Raw genomic sequence first — 21,586 nt, 5'->3', positions numbered from 1 at the left:
TCCCCGACCGTCAGGCAACGCGGGAGGAGGGCACCGCCCAGGTCTTGCAGGAGCCGGGGTCGCCGCTCCTGAAACCGCGGTCGAGCCAGTAGACGATGTTCTTGCCCCTGGCGGACCGGCGGTCCTTCCTGGAGTTGTAGTCGCCGTTCTTCTTCACGAGCTCCAGCAGCGCGGGCCAGCCCTCGCTGTCCTGCCCCGCGCTCTTCCAGACGCTTCCCAGGAAGACTCCTCCCAGGCAGTCCGCCTGCAGGATCCCGCGCCGGGCCTGTTCGAGACGCTCGGCCTGGCTTTTGTACGACAACGCGACGTGACCGTTGGTGATGCCGGTGAGGGACTGCAGATGACGGCCGTACATCCCGGCGACGTACTGGAAGTGGTAGATCACGCGGGTCCGCAGGTAGTAATCCTCACCCACCAGTATCGCCGATGTCCTCGTCGCGTAGCAGTGACGGGCGTTGACGCCCTTCTTCCACTTCTGCCCGCAGAACCGCGCCGGCTTGGTGAGGACGACGAGCTTGGCGGACGCGAACGGCAGCTTGGCACGCTTGAAGTGGGCCGACCAGGAGGCGTTCAGGCAGCTCCACAACCCGACGAGGGTGCGCTTGGCGTCCGCCGCGTTCTGGGTGCTGAGCGCACCGTCAGGACATTCCGATGATTTGATCTTGCCGCTGCGGTAGAGGCTGTTGTCGGTCAGGACCGGCACGCCCCTGACAGGAGAGGCGAGAGCCTCGGCACTGCCGGAGATGGAGACGAGGAGGACGCAGAGAAGGGCCGAGGCCAGCAGTGCGGGGGGTCTGAACATGAGAGAACACGTTAGGGCAGAACACCGTCGACAATGAGGTCCAGAGCCGTCATGGAGATCGTTCCGAGGCCGGAGAGATCGGGAAACGATCCATCCGTCTCAGGATGAGCTTCGAGAGCCCGCGGCCACCAGCAGCCGCGCGGCGGTTTCCGCGCCGTCGGTGCGCACCGCGCCGGCGAGGGTTCCGGCACGGGCCGCCACGTCCGGCTGGAGAGCGCGGCCGAGCGCCTCGGTCAGCGAGCCGGTGGTCGGCGCGCCGGGCGGGTGCGCGGCTCCGGCTCCGAGGTCGCCGACCCGTCGTGCCCAGTAGTGCTGGTCGAAGTGCTGGGGGATGACGACCTGGGGTACCCCGGCTCGCGCGGCCGCGGTGGTGGTGCCCGCGCCACCGTGGTGCACGACGGCGGCGACCCGCCGGAAGAGCGCCTGCTGGTTCACCGAGTCCTTGCAGCGTGGATGCCCCGTCCTTCAGGGTGGGGAGGAGTCGCGGAGCGGTCGAGCATGACGGTCTCCGGGTTTTGTCGGGGGGCGTCGGTAGGTTGGTCGGCGTGTCGCGTTTTCGGCTTCAACCCTCGCGCGAGCCAAGCGGGGGTCGAACCGGCGCACGAAGGTGAAGCTCGCGATCGCCCGGTTGAAGGCTCGTGAGGCCGATCGGCGCAAGGACTGGGTGGAGAAGACCTCGACCGATCTGGCGCGCCGCTTTGAGGTGATCGCGGTTGAGGAGTTGAAGGTCTCCGCGATGACCCGCTCTGCTCGCGGCACGGTCGAGGCGCCGGGCCGTAACGTCCGGCAGAAGGCGGGCCTGAACCGGGGCATCCTCGCCGCCGGGTGGGGCCGCCTCGTGACCCGGCTGGAGCAGAAGGCTCCGGGCCGGGTCCGGAGGATCGATCCGCGTTTCACGTCGCAGACCTGCAACGCCTGCGGACACCGCGCCGGGGAGAGTCGCGAGAGCCAAGCACTTTTCTTGTGTGTGGCCTGCGGGCATCGGGTCAACGCCGACGTGAACGCGGCCAGGAACATTCGAGATACCGCCGCGGGGCACGCGGTGGCTGCGCGGGGAGGCTCGCCGTTGGGCGGGCCGGTGAACCGTGAACCTCAACGCGACCTCCTCTTCGTGGGGTAGGTGCCGTTGGAATCCCCTGCCTTCAGACGGGGGAGGATGTCAAGAGAATCCGGCGTGACCGCCGCAGCCATGACGTGGTGAAACAACATTCTCAGAGCGGTTGTCAGAGCGTCCCGACGTACACCCAGTCGCCCCCGTGCCGGGCGAAACGGCTGTGCTCCTCCATGTGCCCCTCCTCGCCGCGCTCGACGTAGTGGGCGCGGAAGCGGACGGTGCCCTCGGTGTGGAAGGCGCTGCCGCCGGTCGTCTCCAGCACCTCCAGCCGCGTCCACCGGAGCCCGCCGCCGAGGTCGACGCCGGGCGGGCGCGTCGACGGGTGCCAGGTGCGCAGGAGATACCCGGCGTCGCCGACGCTGAAGGCGCTGAACCGCGACCGCATCAGCGCCTCGGCCGTCGTCGCGGACGCCTCCCCCCGGTGCAGCCGCCCGCAGCAGTCCCCGTACGGCGCGGGGAGCCCGCACGGACACGAGGCGGTGGGCGCGGAACGAACTCGGGACCGTGGATCACGTCGTGGCACGTCCCCCAGTATGCCCGCGCGCTCCACCGGGCCCGTTCCCGGCGCCTGCCTCGGCCCGGTGACCTATGAGGTTCGTTCCCGGGACTCGCCGAGCGGGCATGGGAGCGCAGATCGTCGCATGGCGGCGGAACGAGGCATCGCCGGACCATGCCGCGACCGCCACCGTCGGCACCTCCGTTTCTCAGCCCCCCGGCCGATGGCCAGGCCAGAGCCCCGTGGCCGCCAGCGCCTCCTCCGGGGACGAGACATGCCTGACACCGGGAACCGGGTGCCCCTCGTGGTCGAGGAGCCGCCAGCCACCGAGCTGGATCACGGGGACACGGCCGCGGCGCATCGCGAGCGTTGGACTCGTCCTCGCCCGTGCAGTCGCGCGGCCCGCACACCGACACCTGAATCATCACGGTGAGATCCTGCCCACGAGCGACGACCACCGATCAGGGGTCTCCAGGGTGACCACGGAAAGCGCGGCACAGCCATCGTGAGCCGGCATCTCGCGTACCGCGTGTCTGTCGCGGAAGATCACCGCCTGCTGGATCAGCGCGGCGGAGATGTTCCGCGCACCGGGATGCTCCTGTCCGGTGTCGGTTTCCCGGCCGGACCGCTCGATCAGCTTCCAGAAGGCGTCCGTATCCATGAGACGTGATCGTGGCATTCACCGGCATTCGTGTACACCGCGTTCACGGGCGTCCACCATTGTCACGTGCTTGCTCAACGGCCTCCCGGCGTGATCGGTTTTCAGGGCGTACACCAGGCGTCCAGGGATGTTGTGAGCACCGGCCCGGCAGGACCCACAGGATCGTGACCATCGCGGGGCGGCATGCCAACGCTGTCGCACGGAAGGAACCGACATGTTGAATCCGCGGCGGAAGAGTGACCGCCTCAAGCCGACCGGCGGCACCGGCCCCGGCCCCGGCTCCGTCCCCTCGAACCCCTCCCAGCCCCGGCCCGGATCGGCCGACCCCACGCTCGCGACACCGACCGACGACTCCCCCGTACGGTCCCCGTCCTCCGGCGGGACGCTCCATCCCGACCCCTCGACGCCGGAGAGCCCAGCCCGGCCGGAGAGCCTGGGCGGCACGGTGGAGGAGAAGGCCAAGCGGCCCTCCGACACGGCACCACCGTCCCGCCTGGCCAAGACCAAGCGGAACGACGGCGCGACATCCCTCGGCCAGTCCACGGCGAGCGAGCCCGCCTCGATCAGAGTGCTGAAAGGGATCATCAAAGAGTTCGAGAAGACCCCCACCTCATTCGCGATCAAGCGCCTGTTCGGCGACGAGAACATCGCTCTCCAGAGCCGGAAAGACGACATGGGCGACGTCGCCTACCAGGACGCGAAGAGGAGGCTCAAGCAGGAGTTGCTGACCGTCGGGAAACTGGCGAGCTACAGTCGCACGGCGCTCCGGCTGCGTCCGCTGGAGAAGCGCCGCATCCTCGACCTGCTGCTGAGCACCAGCAGGAGCGAGGATTTCATCACCGACGCCCAGGAAGTGATGCTGGAATACGCCATCGAGGACATGGACGACTCCTGGTCCGCCGTGGAGATGATCATCTTCTACGGTACCGACGGCCTGAGCCTTTCGGAGAAGCAGCGACTGATCGCTCGTATCATCGCCGGCTCCACCACACTGGACCCCGACGCCGGCGCCGCCCTGGGCACGCTGTACCTGTCGGCCGGCCTCGCTCCGGACTTCACCCGGCACGACCACGAGATCCGGACCCGGGTCCTGACAAGGCTGAAGACGGAGCTCATGGACGAGTGCCGGAGGTGGCCCACGCTGAGCCTGGACCAGAGGCTCGAAGCCCTGAAGAGGGTCCGCGACATCCAGTGCGCCGAAATGGGCATCGGCCACCAGAGTCCGGAAATCCTCCCGGTGAAGGACCTGGGGTGGTCCACGCCGAACGGATGGGTCCCCTGCAGCGGACTCTTCATCCCCAGGGAGAACGTCATCAGGATGAACACGAGCTACCCCGGCTGGGACGACTTCGACGAGGTGATCGACACTCTCGTACACGAGAACACGCACAACTACCAGAAATGGCTGGTCTCCCAGCTGTACGCCGACCAGCCGATGGACGAGAGCGACCCGCGCCACCTTCAGGCCACCCTGTTCGCGCTGAACCAGGGGCACGGATACCTGATCCTCGATGAGGCCCACCTCGACAAGGACCTGGCCAACCAGATCTACAAGAGCCAGCCTAAAGAGAGACACGCCTTCCTGGCCGGAGGCGAGGCCAAGGTCGCGTTCCGGGCCGACGCGAAGAAGGAGGCGCAGAGCGTACTCGGCCAGGTGCGGGAGGCCCTGGTACAGAGTCCAGGGGACAGCAAGCTGGAGCTCCTGGACAAGATGCTGTCCCACGCGATCGCCAACCAGAACCTGTCGTCGACCAGGATCTACGGGATCGTGGACACCGCTCTGAAGTCCCTGACCTGAGCGGCCTAAGCGCCTATCGGGAGGTTCCGCCCGTGGACGGGCGTGGGATCGCCGGGAGCTTGTTCCGCGTCGGCGGACACCGTTGGCGCGGCGCCCAGGCGGCCGGGGTGGTCAGGGTGGTCTGGATGGCCTCGTGGCCATCGGGTCTCACGTGACCGAGACCGCTGACGGAACCGGAGCCTTTTCCAAGATCCACCCACCACATGCCGAAACCCGGTCCGCGGGCATGATCCGGACCGGGTTTCCGCTGGTCGACGGCCTACTTCAGGAGCCACCGAGCCATCACCACGCGCTGGATCTGGTCGGTGCGCTCGTAGATCCGGGTGATCTCCGATGCCGCAACGGGGCACCTGGGAAAACATCTCGATCATGGGATGCGCAGCGGTTATTCTTGTGGACGTCTCGTGTCACTTCTCGCTGCTTTTGGTGCTCCCACGGAACGGCGACGGAACAGAGCAGAAGCTTGGAGGTGCCCATGGCGATGCCCAGGAAGGGCTCACGGCTCATCAGCGTCGACGGCACCGCCTTCCGCTGGCGGATCGGGCACAAGCCCACCCACCACCGGGGAAACAGCTGGACCCCCCTCACCGTCACCGTTGAGCGGGCCGAGGAGCCGAGGCGTGTTCTCGTGGTGTCACTTCCCTGCGCCCGGCCGGACAACTGGCTCGGAGAACGGACGATCGTGGTCCGCCCCGCCCTCGTCGCCGGATGCATCCGGCGAGCCATCGAACAGGGATGGAATCCCGGGCAACCGGGCCCGGCGTTCACCCTCACCGTCACCGAGGACGAACTGACCGTGCTCTTGGGCGAACCGCCTCAGTACCTGATCCCCTTCCTCTGGGGCATGATCCCTGAAGGCGGAGGCATCGAGGACCTCCCCCGATGCACCGAAATCTGGAGCCGGGACAGACAAAACACCAGCCGAACGCCTTCTGATCCGTAGCCAGTTCGAGATCGTCCACTGACGTCTACCGTTGTCATAAGTGCCTGTTCAGGGGCTTTTTCGGATTGATCGACTTCCAGCGGCGTACACCGGTGTCCAGGGACGTTGTTAGCAGCGGCGTTAGCAAGATCCGTTGGAACCTCGACCGTCCCGTGACGGTCACGAGGTGCTGGTGTTTGACCGTTCCGGCTCCCCCTCCACTTCGAGTGATCACACTCACTATGTCCATAGTGTTCCTGGTCGCCGAGGCATCCTCGCAGTAACCCGAGTGCAAGGGTGGTCACGTCCAATGATCATCGGTATACATTACCCTTCGACTGGGCTCAATCGGCAAGGAGAGTTGTTGGGAGTGCGACCTGCGGGCAGATTGGCTGGGCTACTGCGAGATCGAGCCGGGGCTGAACACGGCCTTCAGGATCGAGGAGCGCCCACACGCCTACGCGGAGACACTCCACTATGCCAAGTGTCTCGTGGGCCAGGACGAGATCTCAATGCGTCGGATTAGTTCCTTCACACGAGCAAGACCTCAAAAAGACAGGGAGACCGAAGGCTGATTCATTGAGGTGATCTCAGCAAGATCAATAAGGGTAGCTGTGATTCGATGCCTTCAAAACGACGTCTGCGGACATGAATCGGGATGGATCGCGATGCCCCTGAAATAGGCGTGGAGCTTACCGTCATCGCCACCGACCGCTGCGCCGAGAAGACCATCAGCGTCAAAGGCGAACCCATCGACCTGCGGTACTCCGGAAAGGCCCACCACCACGGCGGCAACATCCAAGCCCTGTCCGCGCCCTGCCACTGTGGGCATCCGACGTCGAACCCGGATCGGTGCACGACCTGACCGCCGCCCGCGCACACGTCTTGGGGGCGCTGTACAAAGCCGCCGCCGACGGGCTTCCCACCTTGGTCGATTCCGGCTACGACGGCGCCGGCATCGGCATTCTCACTCCGGTCAGATAGCCCTCCGACGCGGCCGCCCCTCGACCTCGACACCCGCACCCGCAACGCGCTCCTGTGCGCCTTGCGCTGCCTGGGCAAACGCGGCTTCGCCCTGCTCATCCAACGCTAGCGCACCCTCCGGCACATCACCGCCAGCCCCAGCAAAATCGGCGACATCATCAAAGCCGCACTCATTCTCACCCACTTCGAACACGGTTAACTGAAATGAAAATCGCTGAGATCACCTCATTAGAAGCCATAAAGGTAGCGGCGATTGTCAAATGCCTCCCTGCCTCCTTCTAGTAGCTCCTCTACTATTTCCCGAACTCCTTGGTCATCAATTGATCCACATCCTTCGGGATCTATGCTGCCAGTAATCCGTCCTCGAACATCCCACGCCATGAGCGTGACAATCTGGTCGGCGTCGCCCAACACTGGAATGTTGGCATTATGTGTAGCGAATATAAGTTGGCGCTTAATCTTACATGATCGTATCTTCGGAACGATCTCATCGTAGATGAACCTGTTGTCGAGGTCATCTTCTGGCTGGTCGATGATGAGCGGAGCGCTGCTCTCTTGTAAAAGAATAAGCAAGAGAGCAGTTGCTTTCTGCCCGGTGGAAAGGCGCTCAAGTGCTCGCCAGTTTTCCACATGCTTCGTTCCTAAATTTAACTCAAGCTCAGTAGTTAAGGGGAGGTCCGTCTCCTCAATGAGCATAAAAAACTCTTCGCCAGCGTTAGCGAGAAGCTCCGCTTGCATCGGAGTAACCGCGTATGCGGTCATTATCGCCTCGGCTCCCTTGCGACACGTATCGGCAAGATCTCGAACTGACAAAATGGCGGCAGACTCGATAGCAGAGCGGATCTTTTCCTTCCTGCCACTCAAGTGATTATCCACCAGCTTTATTAAGGGACTTCGGTCCTTACCTTCGACAACTTCAACACGTACTGTACCGACTAGTCTCCGACCAATTTTCTTCGCCGCCGATTTGAGATCGCGCAGGCGATCTATTCGCAACTCTTCAACCTTCACAAGCAGTTGAAGACGCTCGTCCCTCAAACTCTCCAGACTCGTTGTTAGTTCCTGATAGTGTGGGCGGAGAGCTTCAAGGGAGTTTACTTCACGAGTAAGCCGAAGATACTCGTTCCCATCTATCCCGTCAGGCTGAAGGGCACGTAATGCTTCATTGAGTGCCGAGCGAACACTAGAACTTGCCTCGCTCCACTCGTCCTTAATGCCTCCGAGTTCTTCTCTCGCCTTTCCCAGAGAGAAGATCATATCAGCGATCGATTTACTCGTTGAAGCATTAAGGCCAGCAAGGATCGACTTAGCCTTCTGGAGGAGAGCAGCGTTTGGCAGCTCAACGTTTCTTTCGATCTCAAGATAGGCGATGTCGATAACCAGCGTTTCAGGCCAGTCATTCAAACTACGGGCTATTTCATCTATTGAACTGAGGGTTCGGTCGAGTAGGGATTCTTCTTGCTGGATTTTTTTCTGGCTTAAGAGTCGCTCCGCGATTCCAGCTTTATCAAAGTTCAGAAGGCGCTCTTGCAGTACAGGCAGCCGCCCAAGCTTTTCATCAACGGACTTGAGCTCACGCTGAAGGTCCAATATATTATTGCGCGATTTTTTGAGCTTCAAATTAAGCTCGCCGAACTGTTCTAAGTATGCACTGGATTGAGGCATGTAACGAGCGATCATGCTCGTTAACTGCTTCTTATCGTACGCGAGATCGGCAAGCTCACGCTGACCGTAAGCCTCAATATTACCAACTAGATCTAACGGAGTAGATTGCAGTTCCTCGCCATCGATAGTGCGTACGACGGTATTCCCAGGAACGCTTCTCTCTATGACATAGTACGTTGATGTAGGATTCGGGCACCTAATGAGCAGTTTGACTTGGGTGCCGCTTCCCAAGACGTTGACGTCATTCACCATAGATCGATGCTCCTCCACGGCCTTGGAGGTAAGCGGCTCGATATTAAGAGCGTATCGAATACTTTCGATTACTGTGGACTTCCCGGACCCGCGACCGCCGATCAAAGTATTTAGTGATTCGTTGAGGCGAAGTCGCACTCCGTCGAGGAAGCCACCAGTCCACTCAATTCCAACGATTACAGGGTGATCTGCAGCTATAAGAGGTCCCCGCTCGATACGGGTCGCGGGGGTACGGAATGCTAGATCGAGTCCTCTTGCTGTTATACTCGACATTTTAATCCAAGTTGTCGAACCTGATTTCTCTACATCACCCGGGCCATTGATGTCCGCTGCGTTTATGAGAGCCATCGGAGCGGTTCTCTTATACTCGGAGTTCTTCCCCTTAAGAATATCTCCATGAGCCTGAGAGGGAGCTCCCCCCGAAAGCCCCACAGCATGGAGGCGAGGGTTGGTCCAAGCTACGAGACGGGCTTGCCCTTTCAGTTGGCCAAGCAGCCCCGCGTCTGTTGTCACATGAGGTGCAATAATTACAGCGTTCCATCGCTCAGCGCGAATAAGAAGATCATCAACATTGAGCAGGCCTGGCGCAGAGTCCTGGCAATTTGCTTTAATACCGCACTCGCCGATACATCTGTTAATTTGTTCCGCCGTCGTGTCCGGGCTGAACAAGACCAGAAAGTGCACACCTTCTTTACTGGTGGCCTCAAATCCGGGGAAAACAACGATTCCCGCTAACGTTGCTTGCCGTCGAAGCTCTTCGCCACTATCAACGCGCCAGTGGTCGGTAATAGCTATTACGTCAACCTTGCTATCTTTAAATGAAGCAATCAGAGCAGCGTTGTAGCTTTCTTCATTCGGAAATTTCGGATTAAGCTTGTTATGAATGGTGAGATAGGTGAAGGGGTTGACTTGCAGGGCGCAGCGGTACCAACGGGCTCCCTCTCGTAGAACGGTCCAAGGTTCGATCATGGAGCATCCTCCTGAGGGCTGTCGTATAGAACTTCTGCATCTTAGTTAGCAGGAGCACCCTCCGAGGCAAAACGCACAAGTTCCTCAGATGCATCTCAAGGCACCGTTGTCCCTTTAGTCACAATCTGCGTTGGGGGGAACTAGAGATTCAAGGCCACAAAGCGAGCGATCTACTGAGGTTGAACTCGTGATGTCGTAGCTTCTGACATGCCTTGATTCCTGGGTACATCGGCATCATGAGGTACGCACAAGGCGGAGGACTGTGTCCTCCGAGCGAAGAGCGTTCCACGAAAGGCTGCGGCTGCAGGCAGCCGAGAGGTTCGCTCGAGACGAATCCAACACGGCCATCGCCCGGGATCTGCGGATCACTGTCCGGTCCGTTCAGCGATGGCGCAGACAGTGGCACGTCGGCGGGGCCAGGGCGTTGCGCTCGCACGGGCCTGTCTCTTTCCTCTTTGTCCCGGCTCGGCGAGCGGCAACTCGCCGCACTGGAGCAGGAACTGGCCAAGGGGCCGACCGCGCACGGCTGGTCGGATCAACGCTGGACCCTGTCGCGGGTCACCCTCGTGATCGACCGACGTTTCCACCTGACCTACACCCTCCAAGACGTGCGCAAACTGCTGATCCGTAACGGCTACTCCTGCCAGGTACCGGCCCGGCGTGCGATCGAGCGCGATGCGGCGGCAGTGACCGGCTGGGTGAAGGAGACCTGGCCGAGCGTGGAAGATACGCGGCGGCGCTCGGCGCCTGGATCGTCTTCGAAGACGAGACCGGCCTGTCGATGACGCCGTCCATCATGCGCACCTGGGCACGGCGCGGCCGCACCACGGTCATCACCGTGCGAGGCCGCTTCTGACGGAGGATCTCGATCGCGGCTATGAGCTCTGTGACGTGATCTTTCGCTCAGCGCTCATCACGCGGGAGCTCCATCGTCTGAGCACCTCTGTGGCAAATGTTCCGCGCCGCACCCAGGACCGGGCTGTCCGCTCCGGCGTTCAGACCGTGCGCAGGCTGGTCGCCCTACTCCTGCCGACGCCGGCGATCAGCCGGCACTGCCACAGAAAGCAACCTCCCGCTCAGTCGACGGGCATCCACTACCCTCGCTCAAGTTGATCGTTTCCGGGAGAGGGTGCCGTGACACAGGAGCCCGGATCAGAAGCGCGACCCCCGATGGCGGCGGTGCTGCGCTTTGGTGCGGTTCTGGCGGTGTCAGGGCCGGTGATCCTGATGACGTTCGGCGCCGGCAGGCAGAGCGTCGGCTGGTTCTGTTCCGCGACGGGTTCCGCCTCCTACCCCCGGGGGGTCCTTACGCGCTGGTGAGCGTGCCGGGAGAGTTGCTGTTCTGGAGTGTTCTCCTGCTGCCGGCCGTCGTTGCGGGTCTTCTCCTGCGCGGGTCACGTCGGGCCACGCTCACGGCGGTCGCCGCGGTCGGCGCCGTGCTCGCGTTCGGGCTCTTCATCGCGTTTCTCCTGCCGGGCCTCGACCCGTGCACCGGGCAGGAGCGTGTGGCCGTACCGCCCTGGCCCTTGATCGTCTGCTATTCGGTGGCCGCGGGGGCGCTACTCCTGGCGGCCCGGTCACCGCTGCATCGGGGACCGCTGCCCGCAAGATGGCACGAGACCATCCTGTGGTCGGGTGCCGTCGGCGCCGCGGCGTGGGCTGCGGCGTTCCACCGCTTCCCGGTCACGTTCGGCAGGTTCGTCACGGTCCTCTACACCGACGTCGAAGCTCCGGAGTCGTTCTGGAACGACCTCGCATGGTGGTCCGGTTGTGCCGACATGATCGGCCTGCCGGTCGTTCTCGTCGCGTTGGCGGCAGCCTCGAGGGCGGCGGCCTCCGCCCGATGGGAACGACCGGCCGGCACCGCGGCCGCGGCGGCTCTCCTCCTCTTCCCGCTCCTCGACGTCGTGGAGTACGTCCGCTGGTACGGCGAGGACTTCCAGACACCTCTCGTCGATTCGGTGCGGTGGCACCTGCTTCTCGCGGCCGTCCTCGTCGCGTCGGCCGTCTGGAGCCCCCGGCAGCGGATCTCCTGGGCCGAAACCGTCCGCCTGGCGCGGCACATGATCCGCAGACAATCAAAGGACATGATTCCCGGACAGGCGAAGAATGTCGCCGTCGCGGTCGTGATCGCGGCCACCGCCGTCTGGCTGGTCGTCTCGTCCTTCACGCCAACACGGTAGGAGCACAACGACACAGATTTCACACGGCACGGAGCAACACCTACGCCAAAGCACTTCATCGCGACTGAACGGCGCTACCCAGGTCGGCGAGTTCGCGGTCTGATCGGACAGTAGATGCAGACTGGTGGCGTGTGATCGTGTAAGGCGGCGTTGCTGTACAAACTGCTGTATATCGTTCAGCGTGACCGATCGACGGAGGCTCGTATGCTGATCTTTTGTCGTAGGCGGAGGCAATGGACACAGATACCGTTGATCGGCTGCACATGCTGATGCACGCTCTCACAGCACGCGCAGATCTTGATCCCAGCCTGCCCGTCGCCGTCGGTGACCTGCATGTGGCGGCGACGATCGACGTCAGGTGGGCTTGGCCTCGTCCAACCGCGACACTCATCGTCGACCGGACCACAGCCGAACAGTGGCCACAGGATGCGCTGGCCGGCCTGGTCGCCCACCAACTCGGCTACATCGCGCTGGGACACATCAGTTTCGAGGTGTACGTCTTGGGGGCCGCTCAGCACGTCCTACCGGTAGCGGCCACGGTGGTAGTCGTATGGGGACTGATCGAGTTCACGATGCTGCCGGTGCTGCTCCCCGTCGGCGCCGGCCTGCTGTTGGCCTACCAGGCCATACTGTGGATCTTTCGTCGCCGGGTGTACGCGTCCGATCGGTTCGCGGTCGATCTGGTGGGCGCCACCCCGGTGCGGGCCATGCTGCGTCTGCAACACGGGGGCGGGGGAGCGCGAAATGCCGTCCGTGAGCATTGGGCACCGCAGACTCATCCCACGATTGAGCAGCGTCTGCGCGCCCGACCGGTCCGCTCATGACGACGCATCGCGAAGCAGATGATCCGCACGATTTAACCGGCGAAGGCCCTCCGGGATGATCCCGAAGAGCCTTTGACCTGCTGTGCGGCCGGAGGTACTCGAAACCCCAATCTTCTGATCCGTAGCCAGTCCGAGATCGTCCACCGATGTCCACAGGTGTCAGAAAGTCCTACCCAGCGCCATCTCACGCTTGATCATCTTCTGTAGGTGTCCATTCGCGTCCAAGGATGGTTATCAGCACTTCCGTTAGCAAGGTCACGCTCAGTGCAAAGCCCCTGTCGGACCGGGTCGCTACTCTCCCGCCCATGACAGTCCCCGAGATCATCCCCATAGGTTACGAACCCGAGTACCACACCGGCGACATCGGCCACTGGGATGGCGGCCAGTTTCTCGGCTCCGTCGTCGCCGCCTTCCCCCCGGACTACGTGATCACCGATGGCTGGCAGGCGCACAAGCGCTGGCACGCCGTCCTGCACATCTTCGACGCCGCCGGTCACCATCTCGACTCCCGCATCGAGTGCACTGGGACCGACGACAATCACTGGACCGCCGTCACCACCGCACGCGACCGGTTGAACGGGTGGCTCGGCGCGCTCCCCGGCCTTCGCTTCGGCGACATCGCCATCTGCCCCTTCCGCCACGACATCGACGGAGTACTGTTCGGCCTCATCATCGAGACCTTCGAAGGCACCGAACACGCCGAGCTCTACCCGAACACCATCGGCTTCTACGAACCCTGGGACGGCTCATACGACACCTGACCATCAAATCCATAGGCAAGGGCAGACACTTCGTCAACGGGAGCTCGCCCTGCTCAGATGGTGGTAGCGGATCAGCGGAGAGCGATCCTGTAAGGCGGCGCCGCTGTATCGACTGCTGTCACCACCTCTGTGGATGCAACCCTCATTGCACCCTCTCACTGCGTGGAATGCTCGCCGCCCCAGCCTGCAGACCCCTTCTGGGCAAGCGCACGTCCACCTGCTCGACTTCGAAAGTCCAAATGCAGCAAGCCGAAAGAGGATCTTACGAGCCCATGACCCTCATCACCCTGCGGCAAGCCGCCGTCCGCTTCAACCTCCCCTTCGCTGCCCTACAGAAGATCGCGGCTGCGGATCTGCTTCCCGCGGCAGGTCGACACGGTGACAAGCTGGTCATCCCTACAGACGTGGCGCAACGAATCCAAGCTCGCTCCGCTGTAGCGCTGCATCACCTTCTGCCAACGACAACGGGCAGCGCCACGATGGCAGTGTTGCGCGTCGACGTGGCGAAGCATGTCTCAGATGAAGATCGCCCCTACATCGGCTTTCGTGCTGATCTGACACCTTCAGACCTGTTAGAGGCGCTGCGCGGATGGTGGGTGGGCAGACCGGAGAAGATCGCCCAGACCGGCATTCTCCCGGTAACACTCGGCGGATTCGTCGTCGCCGTACTAACGGGGTTAAGCGGCTGGGACACCAAACTGACCAACAACGGCCTGATCCGTCATCGTTTCGACGCGAGACTCGCTGGCTACATCGGCGACCTCGACGCGGCCATCAACATGATCGAGATTGGCACAGTCGACGACCTGCGGATTGCCGAACTCCTTCTCGGCAAGCGCCTCACATCCACGTCTGGCGGCCCGATTGCCTACGTGAGCGCAGCCAAAGCCTCCATGCAGGTGTAAACAGTCGGCTACCGTCCCAAGCATGGTCCCCAGGATGGAGATGCCGCGCTCCTCTTCGAGGCGCAGACCGAAGTGGCCTGAACCCGTGGACCGCCATTCGGCTGCTAGGGCGCTATTCGAGGAGCGGTCACCGCTGCGGAAACTGACCGTCCTCGTGGACGCGGACGTCCTTGCCTCGATGAGCCTCCTGAGTGGGATCGATCCTTGATCTTGAAAGGGCTCCTCACACATTTTCCTGCATAGCCCGCTATTGGTATGCGGACGAAGGTCCGCCCGCCGATGCGCTCCGCGTGAGTTTGGAACTCCGAACCCCGCCCCTGGATAGATAGAGGCGGGGTTCGTGCACTTCAAGGGTTACTTCAGGAGCTGGCGAGCCATCACCACGCGCTGGATCTGGTTCGTCCCCTCGTAGATCTGGGTGATCTTCGCGTCGCGCATCATGCGCTCGACCGGGTAGTCGCTGGTGTAGCCGTACCCGCCCAGGAGCTGGACGGCGTCGGTGGTGATCTCCATGGCGGCGTCGGAGGCGGCGCACTTGGCGGCGCTGGAGAGGAAGGTGAGGTCCTTCTGCGGCTCGCCGTGCATGGCCAGCTCGGACCTGGCCGCGGCGGCGTAGGTGAGCTGGCGGGCGGCCTCCAGCTTCATGGCCATGTCGGCGACCATGAACTGGACACCCTGGAAGTCGGCGACGGCCTTGCCGAACTGCCTGCGCTCCTTGACGTAGCCGATCGCGTAGTCCAGCGCGCCCTGGGCGATGCCGAGCGCCTGGGCGGCGATGGTGATGCGGGTGTGGTCCAGGGTGGCCAGGGCGGTCTTGAAACCGGTGCCCGGCTCGCCGATCATCCGGGACGCGGGGATCCGGACGTTCTCCAGGATGACCTGGCGGGTCGGGGAGCCCTTGATGCCGAGCTTGCGCTCCTTGGCCCCGAAACTGACGCCCTCGTCACCCTTCTCCACGACGAACGCGGAGATGCCCCTGGCCCCGACGCCCGGCTCGGTGACGGCCATCACCGTGTAGTACTCCGACACCCCGGCGTTGGTGATCCACATCTTGGCGCCGTTGAGCACGTAGTGATCGCCGTCGAGGACCGCGCGGGTCTTCATGGCGGCGGCGTCGCTGCCCGCCTCGGCCTCGGAGAGGGCGTACGAGAACATCGCGTCACCCCGCGCGACCGGCGTGAGATAGTTCCGCTTGAGCTCCTCGGAGGCCGTGAGCAGCAGCGGAACGGTGCCGAGCTTGTTGACGGCCGGGATCAGCGAGGACGAGGCGCAGGCCCGCGCCACCTCCTCGATGACGATCACCGTCGCGAGGGCGTCGGCACCGGCGCCCCCGTACTCCTCGGGAAGATGCACGGCATGCAGGTCCGCCGCGACGAGCGCCTTGTAGACGTCCCAGGGAAACTCCCCGGTCTCGTCGGCCTCGGCGGCGCGAGGGGCGATCTTCTCATCGGCGAGAGCGCGGACCGTCTCGCGGAGCATCTCGTGCTCCTCGGGCAGTGCGTAGAGAGGGTAGCTCATGGGCAAATAGTAGGACGTCCAACAAAACATGGAGCGCTCCACCCCAGGTGATATGTACCCCGGCGTTTGCGCAGGTGGCAAAGTAGAAGCGCCAGATGCCGGTACCCTGTCGGCAAAGATTGGGCAGAACCGAAAGGAGCACCAGTGGCCTACCGCCTGACGATGGTGGGAACCGGATACCTCGGTGCGACGACGTCCGCATGCATGGCCGAGCTGGGCTTCGAGGTCCTCAGCCTGGACGTGGACGCGGAGAAGATCGCCCGCCTGCAGGCCGGCGATCTGCCCATCTACGAGCCGGGCCTGCAAGAGGTCCTGCGCCGCAACCTGGCCAACGGCCGGTTGCGCTTCACCACCTCGTACGAGGAGGCCGCGGCCTTCGGAGACGTGCACTTCCTGTGCCTGGGCACCCCCCAGAAGCCGGGAGAGTACGCCGCGGACGTGTCCTATCTGGACGCCGCGATCGAGTCGCTCGCCCCCCACCTCGACCGCGAGTGCCTGATCGTCGGCAAGTCCACCGTCCCGGTCGGCACCGCACAGCGTCTCGCCGACAAGCTGGCCCGGCTGGCCCCCATCGGCGCGGGCGCCGAGCTGGCGTGGAACCCCGAGTTCCTCCGCGAGGGCTTCGCGGTGAAGGACACCCTGCACCCCGACCGGATCGTGCTCGGTGTCGCCTCCGACAGGGCCGAGAAGATCATGCGGGAGGTGTACGCCCCCATGCTGGAGATGGGCACCCCGATCGTGATCACCGACTACCCCACGGCCGAGCTGGTCAAGGTGGCCGCGAACGCCTTCCTCGCCACGAAGATCTCCTTCATCAACGCGATGGCCGAGGTCTGCGAGGCCGCCCACGCCGACGTCAAGCAGCTGTCCCTGGCGCTCTCCTTCGACGACCGCATCGGCGGCAAGTTCCTCAACCCCGGGCTCGGCTTCGGCGGCGGCTGCCTGCCCAAGGACATCCGCGCCTTCATGGCCAGGGCCGGTGAGCTCGGCGCCGACCAGGCGCTGACCTTCCTGCGGGAGGTCGACGCGATCAACATGCGCCGTCGCGCCCGTATGGTCGACCTGGCCCGCGAGCTGGCCGGGGGTTCCTTCCGAGGCTGCACAGTCGCGGTGCTCGGCGCCGCGTTCAAGCCCAACTCCGACGACATCCGCGACTCGCCCGCCCTGGACGTCGCCGTCAAGATCAGCGAGCAGGGTGGCCGGGTCACCGTCTACGATCCCGTCGCCCAGGAGAACGCCCGCAAGGCCCACCCCGGGCTCTCCTACGGCGCCTCCGCCCTCGACGCGGCCAAGGGCGCCCACGTCGTGCTGCTGCTGACCGAGTGGCAGGAGTTCATCGCCATGGATCCCGAGGAGCTGGGTTCCGTCGTCGCCTCCCGCAAGATCGTCGACGGCCGCAACGCCCTCGACGCCGAGACCTGGCGGGCCTCCGGCTGGCACTACCGCGCCCTGGGCCGCCCCTGAGTCCAGCTGAGTCCGGCTAAGTCCGGCGCTGGGTTCGGCGCGCCCACCCCGCACCGGCCCCTTTCTTCCGCCACGGCCCGTTTCTCCGGTACGCGGAGCGGATCATCCCGGGCATGACAGCGGGTTCCCGGCCTGTGCCGGGAACCCGCCGGGTAAGCGTCGACCTCTCAGACATCGCATCGGTCGCCATGACCTTCTCGCATCACCAGCCCCAATAATCCCAGCGGCGCCAGCGACGCCAGCGGCGCCAGCGACGGCGGCGACGACGACGCCAGTACGGATCGTGGGCAGGCCAGGCGCCTCCCGGGAACATCGTGATACCCATCGGGACACCTCTTTTCGTAGTAATCCCTCGGACATGACAATTACTACGATATGCGGCATTTCATCACAAAATACACCAAATCGCCCCCAAGTTAACTCTGGAACGCTTTTGATCGGCATTACAGTAAAACCACTCGCGTCACAACAAAACGAATCGCCTCATAAAACCACTTCTTCCTGCGCGTTCGACAAAAGGACCTTTACCCTGGCGGGAAAACGGCCGCCGAGGGCGCGAGCCCCGTGGGTGCCGCGCCTTTCGCCAGGTCACCCCGGCAGGCGGCCCGATCGCGACGACCGGGAAAGGCCACCGGGAGCACGCAGCGAGAAGGCCCCCGTCACCGACGAGGGCCTTCTGTCCGTCCCGGTCCTGCCCGGTCAGTTGTCGAACTCGCCGAGCTTCACACCCCCGACGAAGGCGTCCCACTCCGAGCGGGTGAAGAACAGCTTCGGCCCGTCGGGATTCTTGGAATCGCGCAATACGTAAAGAGAACCTGACCCGGCCTTGTGGCCCTCTTCGGGGGCGTCGACAACGGCCACCTCGACGCAGTTACCGCCGTCGTCCCCCTCCGGGACCGCCTTGCGCCAGACGGCCTTGCTGAGGTCTGCTTCCACGTCGTCATCACCTTCGCTATGTCGGCGGTCGCCCAGCGGGCGGAGTCATTCGAGCGGATCGCCCCGTAACGCCGGCATGCCTCCGTCACGCCCCGGGGATGATCCGTGACGTGCCCTCCGGCGACGGCTCCGCGAACGGCGGCGGGCTCCACGCACACAGTATCCGGGCCGCCCCCGGCACTCGCAACGAACACGGACACCGAGCGGGCGCGCTTCCTCGGGCCGGCCCCGCCGCGTCACGGGGAGCGACGTCTCGCCCGGCCGTGCGTCGTCGAGGGGACGACGTGACACCCGGCGCGGCGCATGCCGATGGCCGTATCGCGCGAGCCGGCCGGGTAGACCCTCGCCAGGAGACCGTCGAAGAGTCGGCGCAGGTCAGCGCCACTTTCAGCCCGAAGGAGACCAAGATGACCGTTCGTATCGCGGACGTGGAGATTCCCGACAGCGCCCTGGCGCGGGCGGCCACCGAGCTCGTCCGGGCGGCGGCCGAGCCGCTGGTGTACGACCACTCCCGGCGGGTCTTCCTGTTCGGCGCGTTCGTGGGCGACCGCGAGGGGCTCGCCTACGACCCCGAGTTGCTGTACGTCGGCGCGATGTTCCACGATCTCGGCCTGACCCGGACCTACCGGACCTCCGACCAGCGCTTCGAGATCGACGGCGCGGACGAGGCCCGCCGGTTCCTGAGGGAGCACGGCGTGTCCGAGGAGAGCTCACGTGTCGTGTGGGAGGCGATCGCGCTGCACACCACACCGGAGATACCGCACCACATGGCCCCGGAGATCGCCCTGGTCACCACGGGCGTGGAGGCCGACGTGCTGGGGATCGGCCTGGACGCCATCCCCGACGAGGCCCGCGCGGAGATCGTGGCCGCCTATCCCCGTCCCGACTTCAAGCGCCGCATCCTGGCCGCGTTCACCGACGGCATCGCCCACCGCCCGCAGACGACCTTCGGCAACGTGAAGGCCGACGTCCTGGAGCGCTTCGTTCCGGGGTACGTCCGTACCAACTTCGTCGACGTCATCGAGAACTCCGCCTGGCCCGAATGACGCGTTCCCTGAGATTCCAGGCGAGGCCGGCAGGGGCTAGCGCGTCGACACGGAACTCACGGCGGAGTCGACGGGCTTCCGGCTCTCACCGGTGCTCAGACTTCCGAACAGCGCCAGCACCGCCATCGTGAGTCCGAGGAGGGCGCGGATGGCGTTCCTCATGATGCTCAACCTCCAAAATATTTGAAGATCTGCTCCTTCCCCCCGCTTCCTCATCTATCCATCATGTTGTCAAGTTATCGGTCAAAGGCGGCGATATCAGGCGCCGAGCTGGGCGGCTTCAGCCCGAAGTTTCGCGCCCTTGGCGTGGGCTTGATCCTTGAGAGCGAGCTGGAACGCCTCCATCCTCGCCCGCAGGCCCTCGTCCGCGGCGGCGAGGATCCGTACGGCCAGCAGGCCCGCGTTGCGGGCGCCCCCGACGGCGACGGTCGCGACGGGAACCCCCGCGGGCATCTGCACGATCGAGAGGAGGGAGTCGAGGCCGTCGAGATACTTCAGCGGGACGGGGACACCGATCACCGGCAGCGGGGTCACCGACGCGAGCATGCCCGGCAGGTGGGCGGCTCCCCCGGCACCCGCGATGATCACCTTCAGGCCGCGCCCGGCCGCCCCCGCGCCGTACGCGATCATCTCCTCGGGCATGCGGTGCGCGGAGACCACGTCGGCCTCGAACGCCACTTCGAACTCGGCCAGCGCCTCCGCGGCGAGTTTCATCACCGGCCAGTCGGAGTCGCTGCCCATGACGATGCCGACGGTGGTCATCACTTCTCCTTGCCTCGCGGCCCGGAGGCCGCGTGCGCTCGCGGTGGTGCCGTGGTCCGCGCCGGTGCGGCGCTTTCGGCGGTACGGGACTCCGGGTGATCCCGACGTCCCTCGGCGGTACGGGACTCCGGACGATCCCGGCGTCCCTCGGCGGTACGAGCCCCTGGACGATCCCGGCGCCCTTCGCTTCGGTGGTACTGCAGGCGTCCGTCCTTCGCCGACACGGATCTCCAGACCGTCCCGGCGCCCTTCGACGGTGCGAGGATTCCGGACGGTCCGGGCGCCTTCTGGTGCCACGAGGACCTCCGGCGGCCCGGCGCCCCTGAAGAGCGGGCCGACCGGCTCTCACCGGCTCAGGTGTATCTTCCCTCGGTGAGGTAGACGGCCGCGTGCCGGGCACGCGCGCGGACCTCGTCGAGGTCGGTGCCCATCGCGGTGACGTGGCCGATCTTGCGCCCCGGCCGCACCTCCTTGCCGTAGAAGTGGACCTTGATTCCCGGGTCGTGGGCCATCACGTGCTCGTACCGGGAGAAGATGTCGGGGTCGTCGCCGCCCAGGAGGTTGGCCATCACCACCACGGGGGCGGTCGGCGCGGGCGACCCGAGCGGGAGGTCGAGGACCGCGCGCAGGTGCTGCTCGTACTGGGAGGTGCGGGCCCCGTCGATCGTCCAGTGGCCGCTGTTGTGCGGGCGCATGGCCAGCTCGTTCACCACCAGCCCCGAGGAGGTGGCGAACATCTCCACGGCCAGCAGCCCGGTCACGCCCAGCTCCTTGGCGATGGTCAGGGCGATCCGCTGGGCCACCGCGGCCCACGCGGGGTCGAGACCGGGGGCGGGAGCGAGCACCTCGACGCAGATGCCGTCGCGCTGGACGGTCTCCACCACCGGGTAGCTGACGCCCTGCCCGTGCGGTGACCTGGCGACCAGCACGGCGAGCTCCCGCTCGAACGGCACGAACCCCTCGGCCATCAGCGGTACGCCGGAGGCCAGGACCTCGGTCGCGTCGTCCGCGGAGCGGCAGACCCAGACGCCGCGCCCGTCGTAGCCGCCCCGGACCGCCTTGAGCACGACCGGCCAGCCGTTCTCCGCGGCGAACCCCTCGACGTCGGCGGCCGTCTCGACCCGCCGCCAGGGCGGGCAGGGAACGCCGATCGCGGTGAGCCGCTCGCGCATCACGGCCTTGTCCTGGGCGTGGACGAGCGCGTCGGCACCGGGGTGCACGGCGAAACCGTCCTCGGCCAGGGCGCGGACGTGCTCGGTGGGCACGTGCTCGTGGTCGAACGTGACCGCGTCACATCCCTTGGCGAAGTCGCGCAGGTCCGCCAGGGACCGGTAGTCGCCCAGGCGCACGTCGGCGATCACGCGGGCGGCGCTCTCGTCTGGCGAGTTGGCCAGGACCCGCAGTTCGATGCCGAGGGCGATGGCCGCCTGCTGTGTCATCCGGGCCAGCTGGCCCGCTCCGATCACGCCGACGACGGGTCCGATGGGACTGGCCAAAGAAGGGCTGCTCACAGCGGTTAAGTTT

The 21,586-nt window shown here is 64.8% G+C and carries 20 protein-coding genes and 2 pseudogenes; 12 read left to right on the top strand and 10 right to left on the bottom strand.

Going from position 1 to position 21,586, the window contains the following annotated elements; genetic code table 11:
• Positions 1-10 precede the first annotated feature (10 nt).
• Positions 11-802, bottom strand: a complete 792-nt coding sequence (locus tag OG587_RS14145; protein WP_329090417.1) for a hypothetical protein — start codon at positions 800-802, stop codon at positions 11-13.
• A gap of 99 nt (positions 803-901) precedes the next feature.
• Entirely contained in the window at positions 902-1,237 is a 336-nt protein-coding gene (locus OG587_RS14140; protein ID WP_329090415.1) for a glycosyltransferase, read from the bottom strand.
• Positions 1,238-1,376: 139 nt separating this feature from the next.
• Here OG587_RS14140 and OG587_RS14135 point away from each other — a divergent pair.
• Positions 1,377-1,922, top strand: a pseudogene (locus OG587_RS14135) (RNA-guided endonuclease InsQ/TnpB family protein); the annotation flags it as partial.
• 103 nt (positions 1,923-2,025) lie between these two features.
• On the opposite strand, the gene OG587_RS14130 reads toward OG587_RS14135, so the two are convergent.
• Both OG587_RS14130 and OG587_RS14125 read right to left on the bottom strand, forming a co-directional pair.
• Positions 2,026-2,448 carry a YchJ family protein gene (locus tag OG587_RS14130; protein ID WP_443075618.1) on the bottom strand — a complete coding sequence of 141 codons (423 nt, stop codon included), beginning with the start codon at positions 2,446-2,448 and terminating at the stop codon, positions 2,026-2,028.
• Positions 2,449-2,836: 388 nt separating this feature from the next.
• The gene (locus OG587_RS14125) at positions 2,837-3,073 is read right to left on the bottom strand and encodes a hypothetical protein (RefSeq protein WP_329090411.1); all 237 of its coding nucleotides are present in this window, start codon (positions 3,071-3,073) and stop codon (positions 2,837-2,839) included.
• A 214-nt stretch (positions 3,074-3,287) separates the two neighbouring features.
• Here OG587_RS14125 and OG587_RS14120 point away from each other — a divergent pair, with 214 nt between their 5' ends.
• From OG587_RS14120 to OG587_RS14110, 3 genes are all read left to right on the top strand, one after another.
• Positions 3,288-4,871, top strand: a complete 1,584-nt coding sequence (locus OG587_RS14120; RefSeq protein WP_329090409.1) for a hypothetical protein — start codon at positions 3,288-3,290, stop codon at positions 4,869-4,871.
• 475 nt (positions 4,872-5,346) lie between these two features.
• Positions 5,347-5,814: a hypothetical protein gene (locus OG587_RS14115; RefSeq protein WP_329090407.1), complete on the top strand. Its 468-nt coding sequence runs from the start codon at positions 5,347-5,349 to the stop codon at positions 5,812-5,814.
• Between the two features lie 637 nt (positions 5,815-6,451).
• The gene (locus OG587_RS14110) at positions 6,452-6,658 is read left to right on the top strand and encodes a hypothetical protein (RefSeq protein WP_329090405.1); all 207 of its coding nucleotides are present in this window, start codon (positions 6,452-6,454) and stop codon (positions 6,656-6,658) included.
• A 347-nt stretch (positions 6,659-7,005) separates the two neighbouring features.
• On the opposite strand, the gene OG587_RS14105 is transcribed toward OG587_RS14110, so the two are convergent.
• Positions 7,006-9,663 carry a TrlF family AAA-like ATPase gene (locus OG587_RS14105; protein ID WP_329090402.1) on the bottom strand — a complete coding sequence of 886 codons (2,658 nt, stop codon included), beginning with the start codon at positions 9,661-9,663 and terminating at the stop codon, positions 7,006-7,008.
• 262 nt (positions 9,664-9,925) lie between these two features.
• Between OG587_RS14105 and OG587_RS47160 the strand changes: the two are divergent.
• The 6 genes and pseudogenes from OG587_RS47160 to OG587_RS14080 all read left to right on the top strand — a co-directional run.
• A pseudogene (locus OG587_RS47160) lies at positions 9,926-10,081 on the top strand (helix-turn-helix domain-containing protein); the annotation flags it as partial.
• Positions 10,082-10,118: 37 nt separating this feature from the next.
• Positions 10,119-10,448 (top strand): helix-turn-helix domain-containing protein, encoded by a 330-nt coding sequence (locus tag OG587_RS14100; RefSeq protein WP_329090400.1) that lies wholly within the window; start codon positions 10,119-10,121, stop codon positions 10,446-10,448.
• Between the two features lie 531 nt (positions 10,449-10,979).
• Positions 10,980-11,846, top strand: coding sequence for a hypothetical protein (locus tag OG587_RS14095; protein ID WP_329090398.1), 867 nt, complete (start codon positions 10,980-10,982; stop codon positions 11,844-11,846).
• A 233-nt stretch (positions 11,847-12,079) separates the two neighbouring features.
• Positions 12,080-12,670 carry a M48 family metalloprotease gene (locus OG587_RS14090; RefSeq protein ID WP_329090396.1) on the top strand — a complete coding sequence of 197 codons (591 nt, stop codon included), beginning with the start codon at positions 12,080-12,082 and terminating at the stop codon, positions 12,668-12,670.
• 305 nt (positions 12,671-12,975) lie between these two features.
• The gene (locus OG587_RS14085; protein ID WP_329090394.1) at positions 12,976-13,431 is read left to right on the top strand and encodes a hypothetical protein; all 456 of its coding nucleotides are present in this window, start codon (positions 12,976-12,978) and stop codon (positions 13,429-13,431) included.
• Between the two features lie 272 nt (positions 13,432-13,703).
• A complete protein-coding gene (locus OG587_RS14080; RefSeq protein ID WP_329090392.1) occupies positions 13,704-14,336 on the top strand; it encodes a hypothetical protein in 633 nt (210 codons plus the stop codon).
• A 354-nt stretch (positions 14,337-14,690) separates the two neighbouring features.
• On the opposite strand, the gene OG587_RS14075 is transcribed toward OG587_RS14080, so the two are convergent.
• Positions 14,691-15,854 carry an acyl-CoA dehydrogenase family protein gene (locus tag OG587_RS14075; protein ID WP_329090390.1) on the bottom strand — a complete coding sequence of 388 codons (1,164 nt, stop codon included), beginning with the start codon at positions 15,852-15,854 and terminating at the stop codon, positions 14,691-14,693.
• 144 nt (positions 15,855-15,998) lie between these two features.
• On the opposite strand from OG587_RS14075, the gene OG587_RS14070 reads away from it, so the two are divergent.
• Positions 15,999-17,318 carry a UDP-glucose dehydrogenase family protein gene (locus OG587_RS14070; protein WP_329090389.1) on the top strand — a complete coding sequence of 440 codons (1,320 nt, stop codon included), beginning with the start codon at positions 15,999-16,001 and terminating at the stop codon, positions 17,316-17,318.
• A gap of 699 nt (positions 17,319-18,017) precedes the next feature.
• On the opposite strand, the gene OG587_RS14065 is transcribed toward OG587_RS14070, so the two are convergent.
• The gene (locus OG587_RS14065; protein ID WP_329090387.1) at positions 18,018-18,254 is read right to left on the bottom strand and encodes a DUF397 domain-containing protein; all 237 of its coding nucleotides are present in this window, start codon (positions 18,252-18,254) and stop codon (positions 18,018-18,020) included.
• A 407-nt stretch (positions 18,255-18,661) separates the two neighbouring features.
• Here OG587_RS14065 and OG587_RS14060 point away from each other — a divergent pair, with 407 nt between their 5' ends.
• The gene (locus OG587_RS14060; protein WP_329090386.1) at positions 18,662-19,300 is read left to right on the top strand and encodes an HD domain-containing protein; all 639 of its coding nucleotides are present in this window, start codon (positions 18,662-18,664) and stop codon (positions 19,298-19,300) included.
• A 36-nt stretch (positions 19,301-19,336) separates the two neighbouring features.
• Here OG587_RS14060 and OG587_RS14055 read toward each other — a convergent pair whose 3' ends face one another.
• The 3 genes from OG587_RS14055 to OG587_RS14045 all read right to left on the bottom strand — a co-directional run bounded on the left by OG587_RS14055 (position 19,337) and on the right by OG587_RS14045 (position 21,501).
• A complete protein-coding gene (locus OG587_RS14055; protein WP_329090385.1) occupies positions 19,337-19,462 on the bottom strand; it encodes a hypothetical protein in 126 nt (41 codons plus the stop codon).
• A gap of 96 nt (positions 19,463-19,558) precedes the next feature.
• On the bottom strand, positions 19,559-20,062 hold the full coding sequence (purE, locus tag OG587_RS14050; RefSeq protein ID WP_329090384.1) for a 5-(carboxyamino)imidazole ribonucleotide mutase: 504 nt from the start codon (positions 20,060-20,062) through the stop codon (positions 19,559-19,561).
• Positions 20,063-20,415: 353 nt separating this feature from the next.
• Positions 20,416-21,501 carry a 5-(carboxyamino)imidazole ribonucleotide synthase gene (locus OG587_RS14045; protein ID WP_443075617.1) on the bottom strand — a complete coding sequence of 362 codons (1,086 nt, stop codon included), beginning with the start codon at positions 21,499-21,501 and terminating at the stop codon, positions 20,416-20,418.
• Between the last annotated feature and the right edge of the window lie 85 nt (positions 21,502-21,586).

This window comes from Streptosporangium sp. NBC_01469 (assembly GCF_036227305.1).
GTDB lineage: Bacteria > Actinomycetota > Actinomycetes > Streptosporangiales > Streptosporangiaceae > Streptosporangium.
Note: the sequence above shows the minus strand (reverse complement) of the source record. Positions and strands in the feature narration are given on the sequence as shown.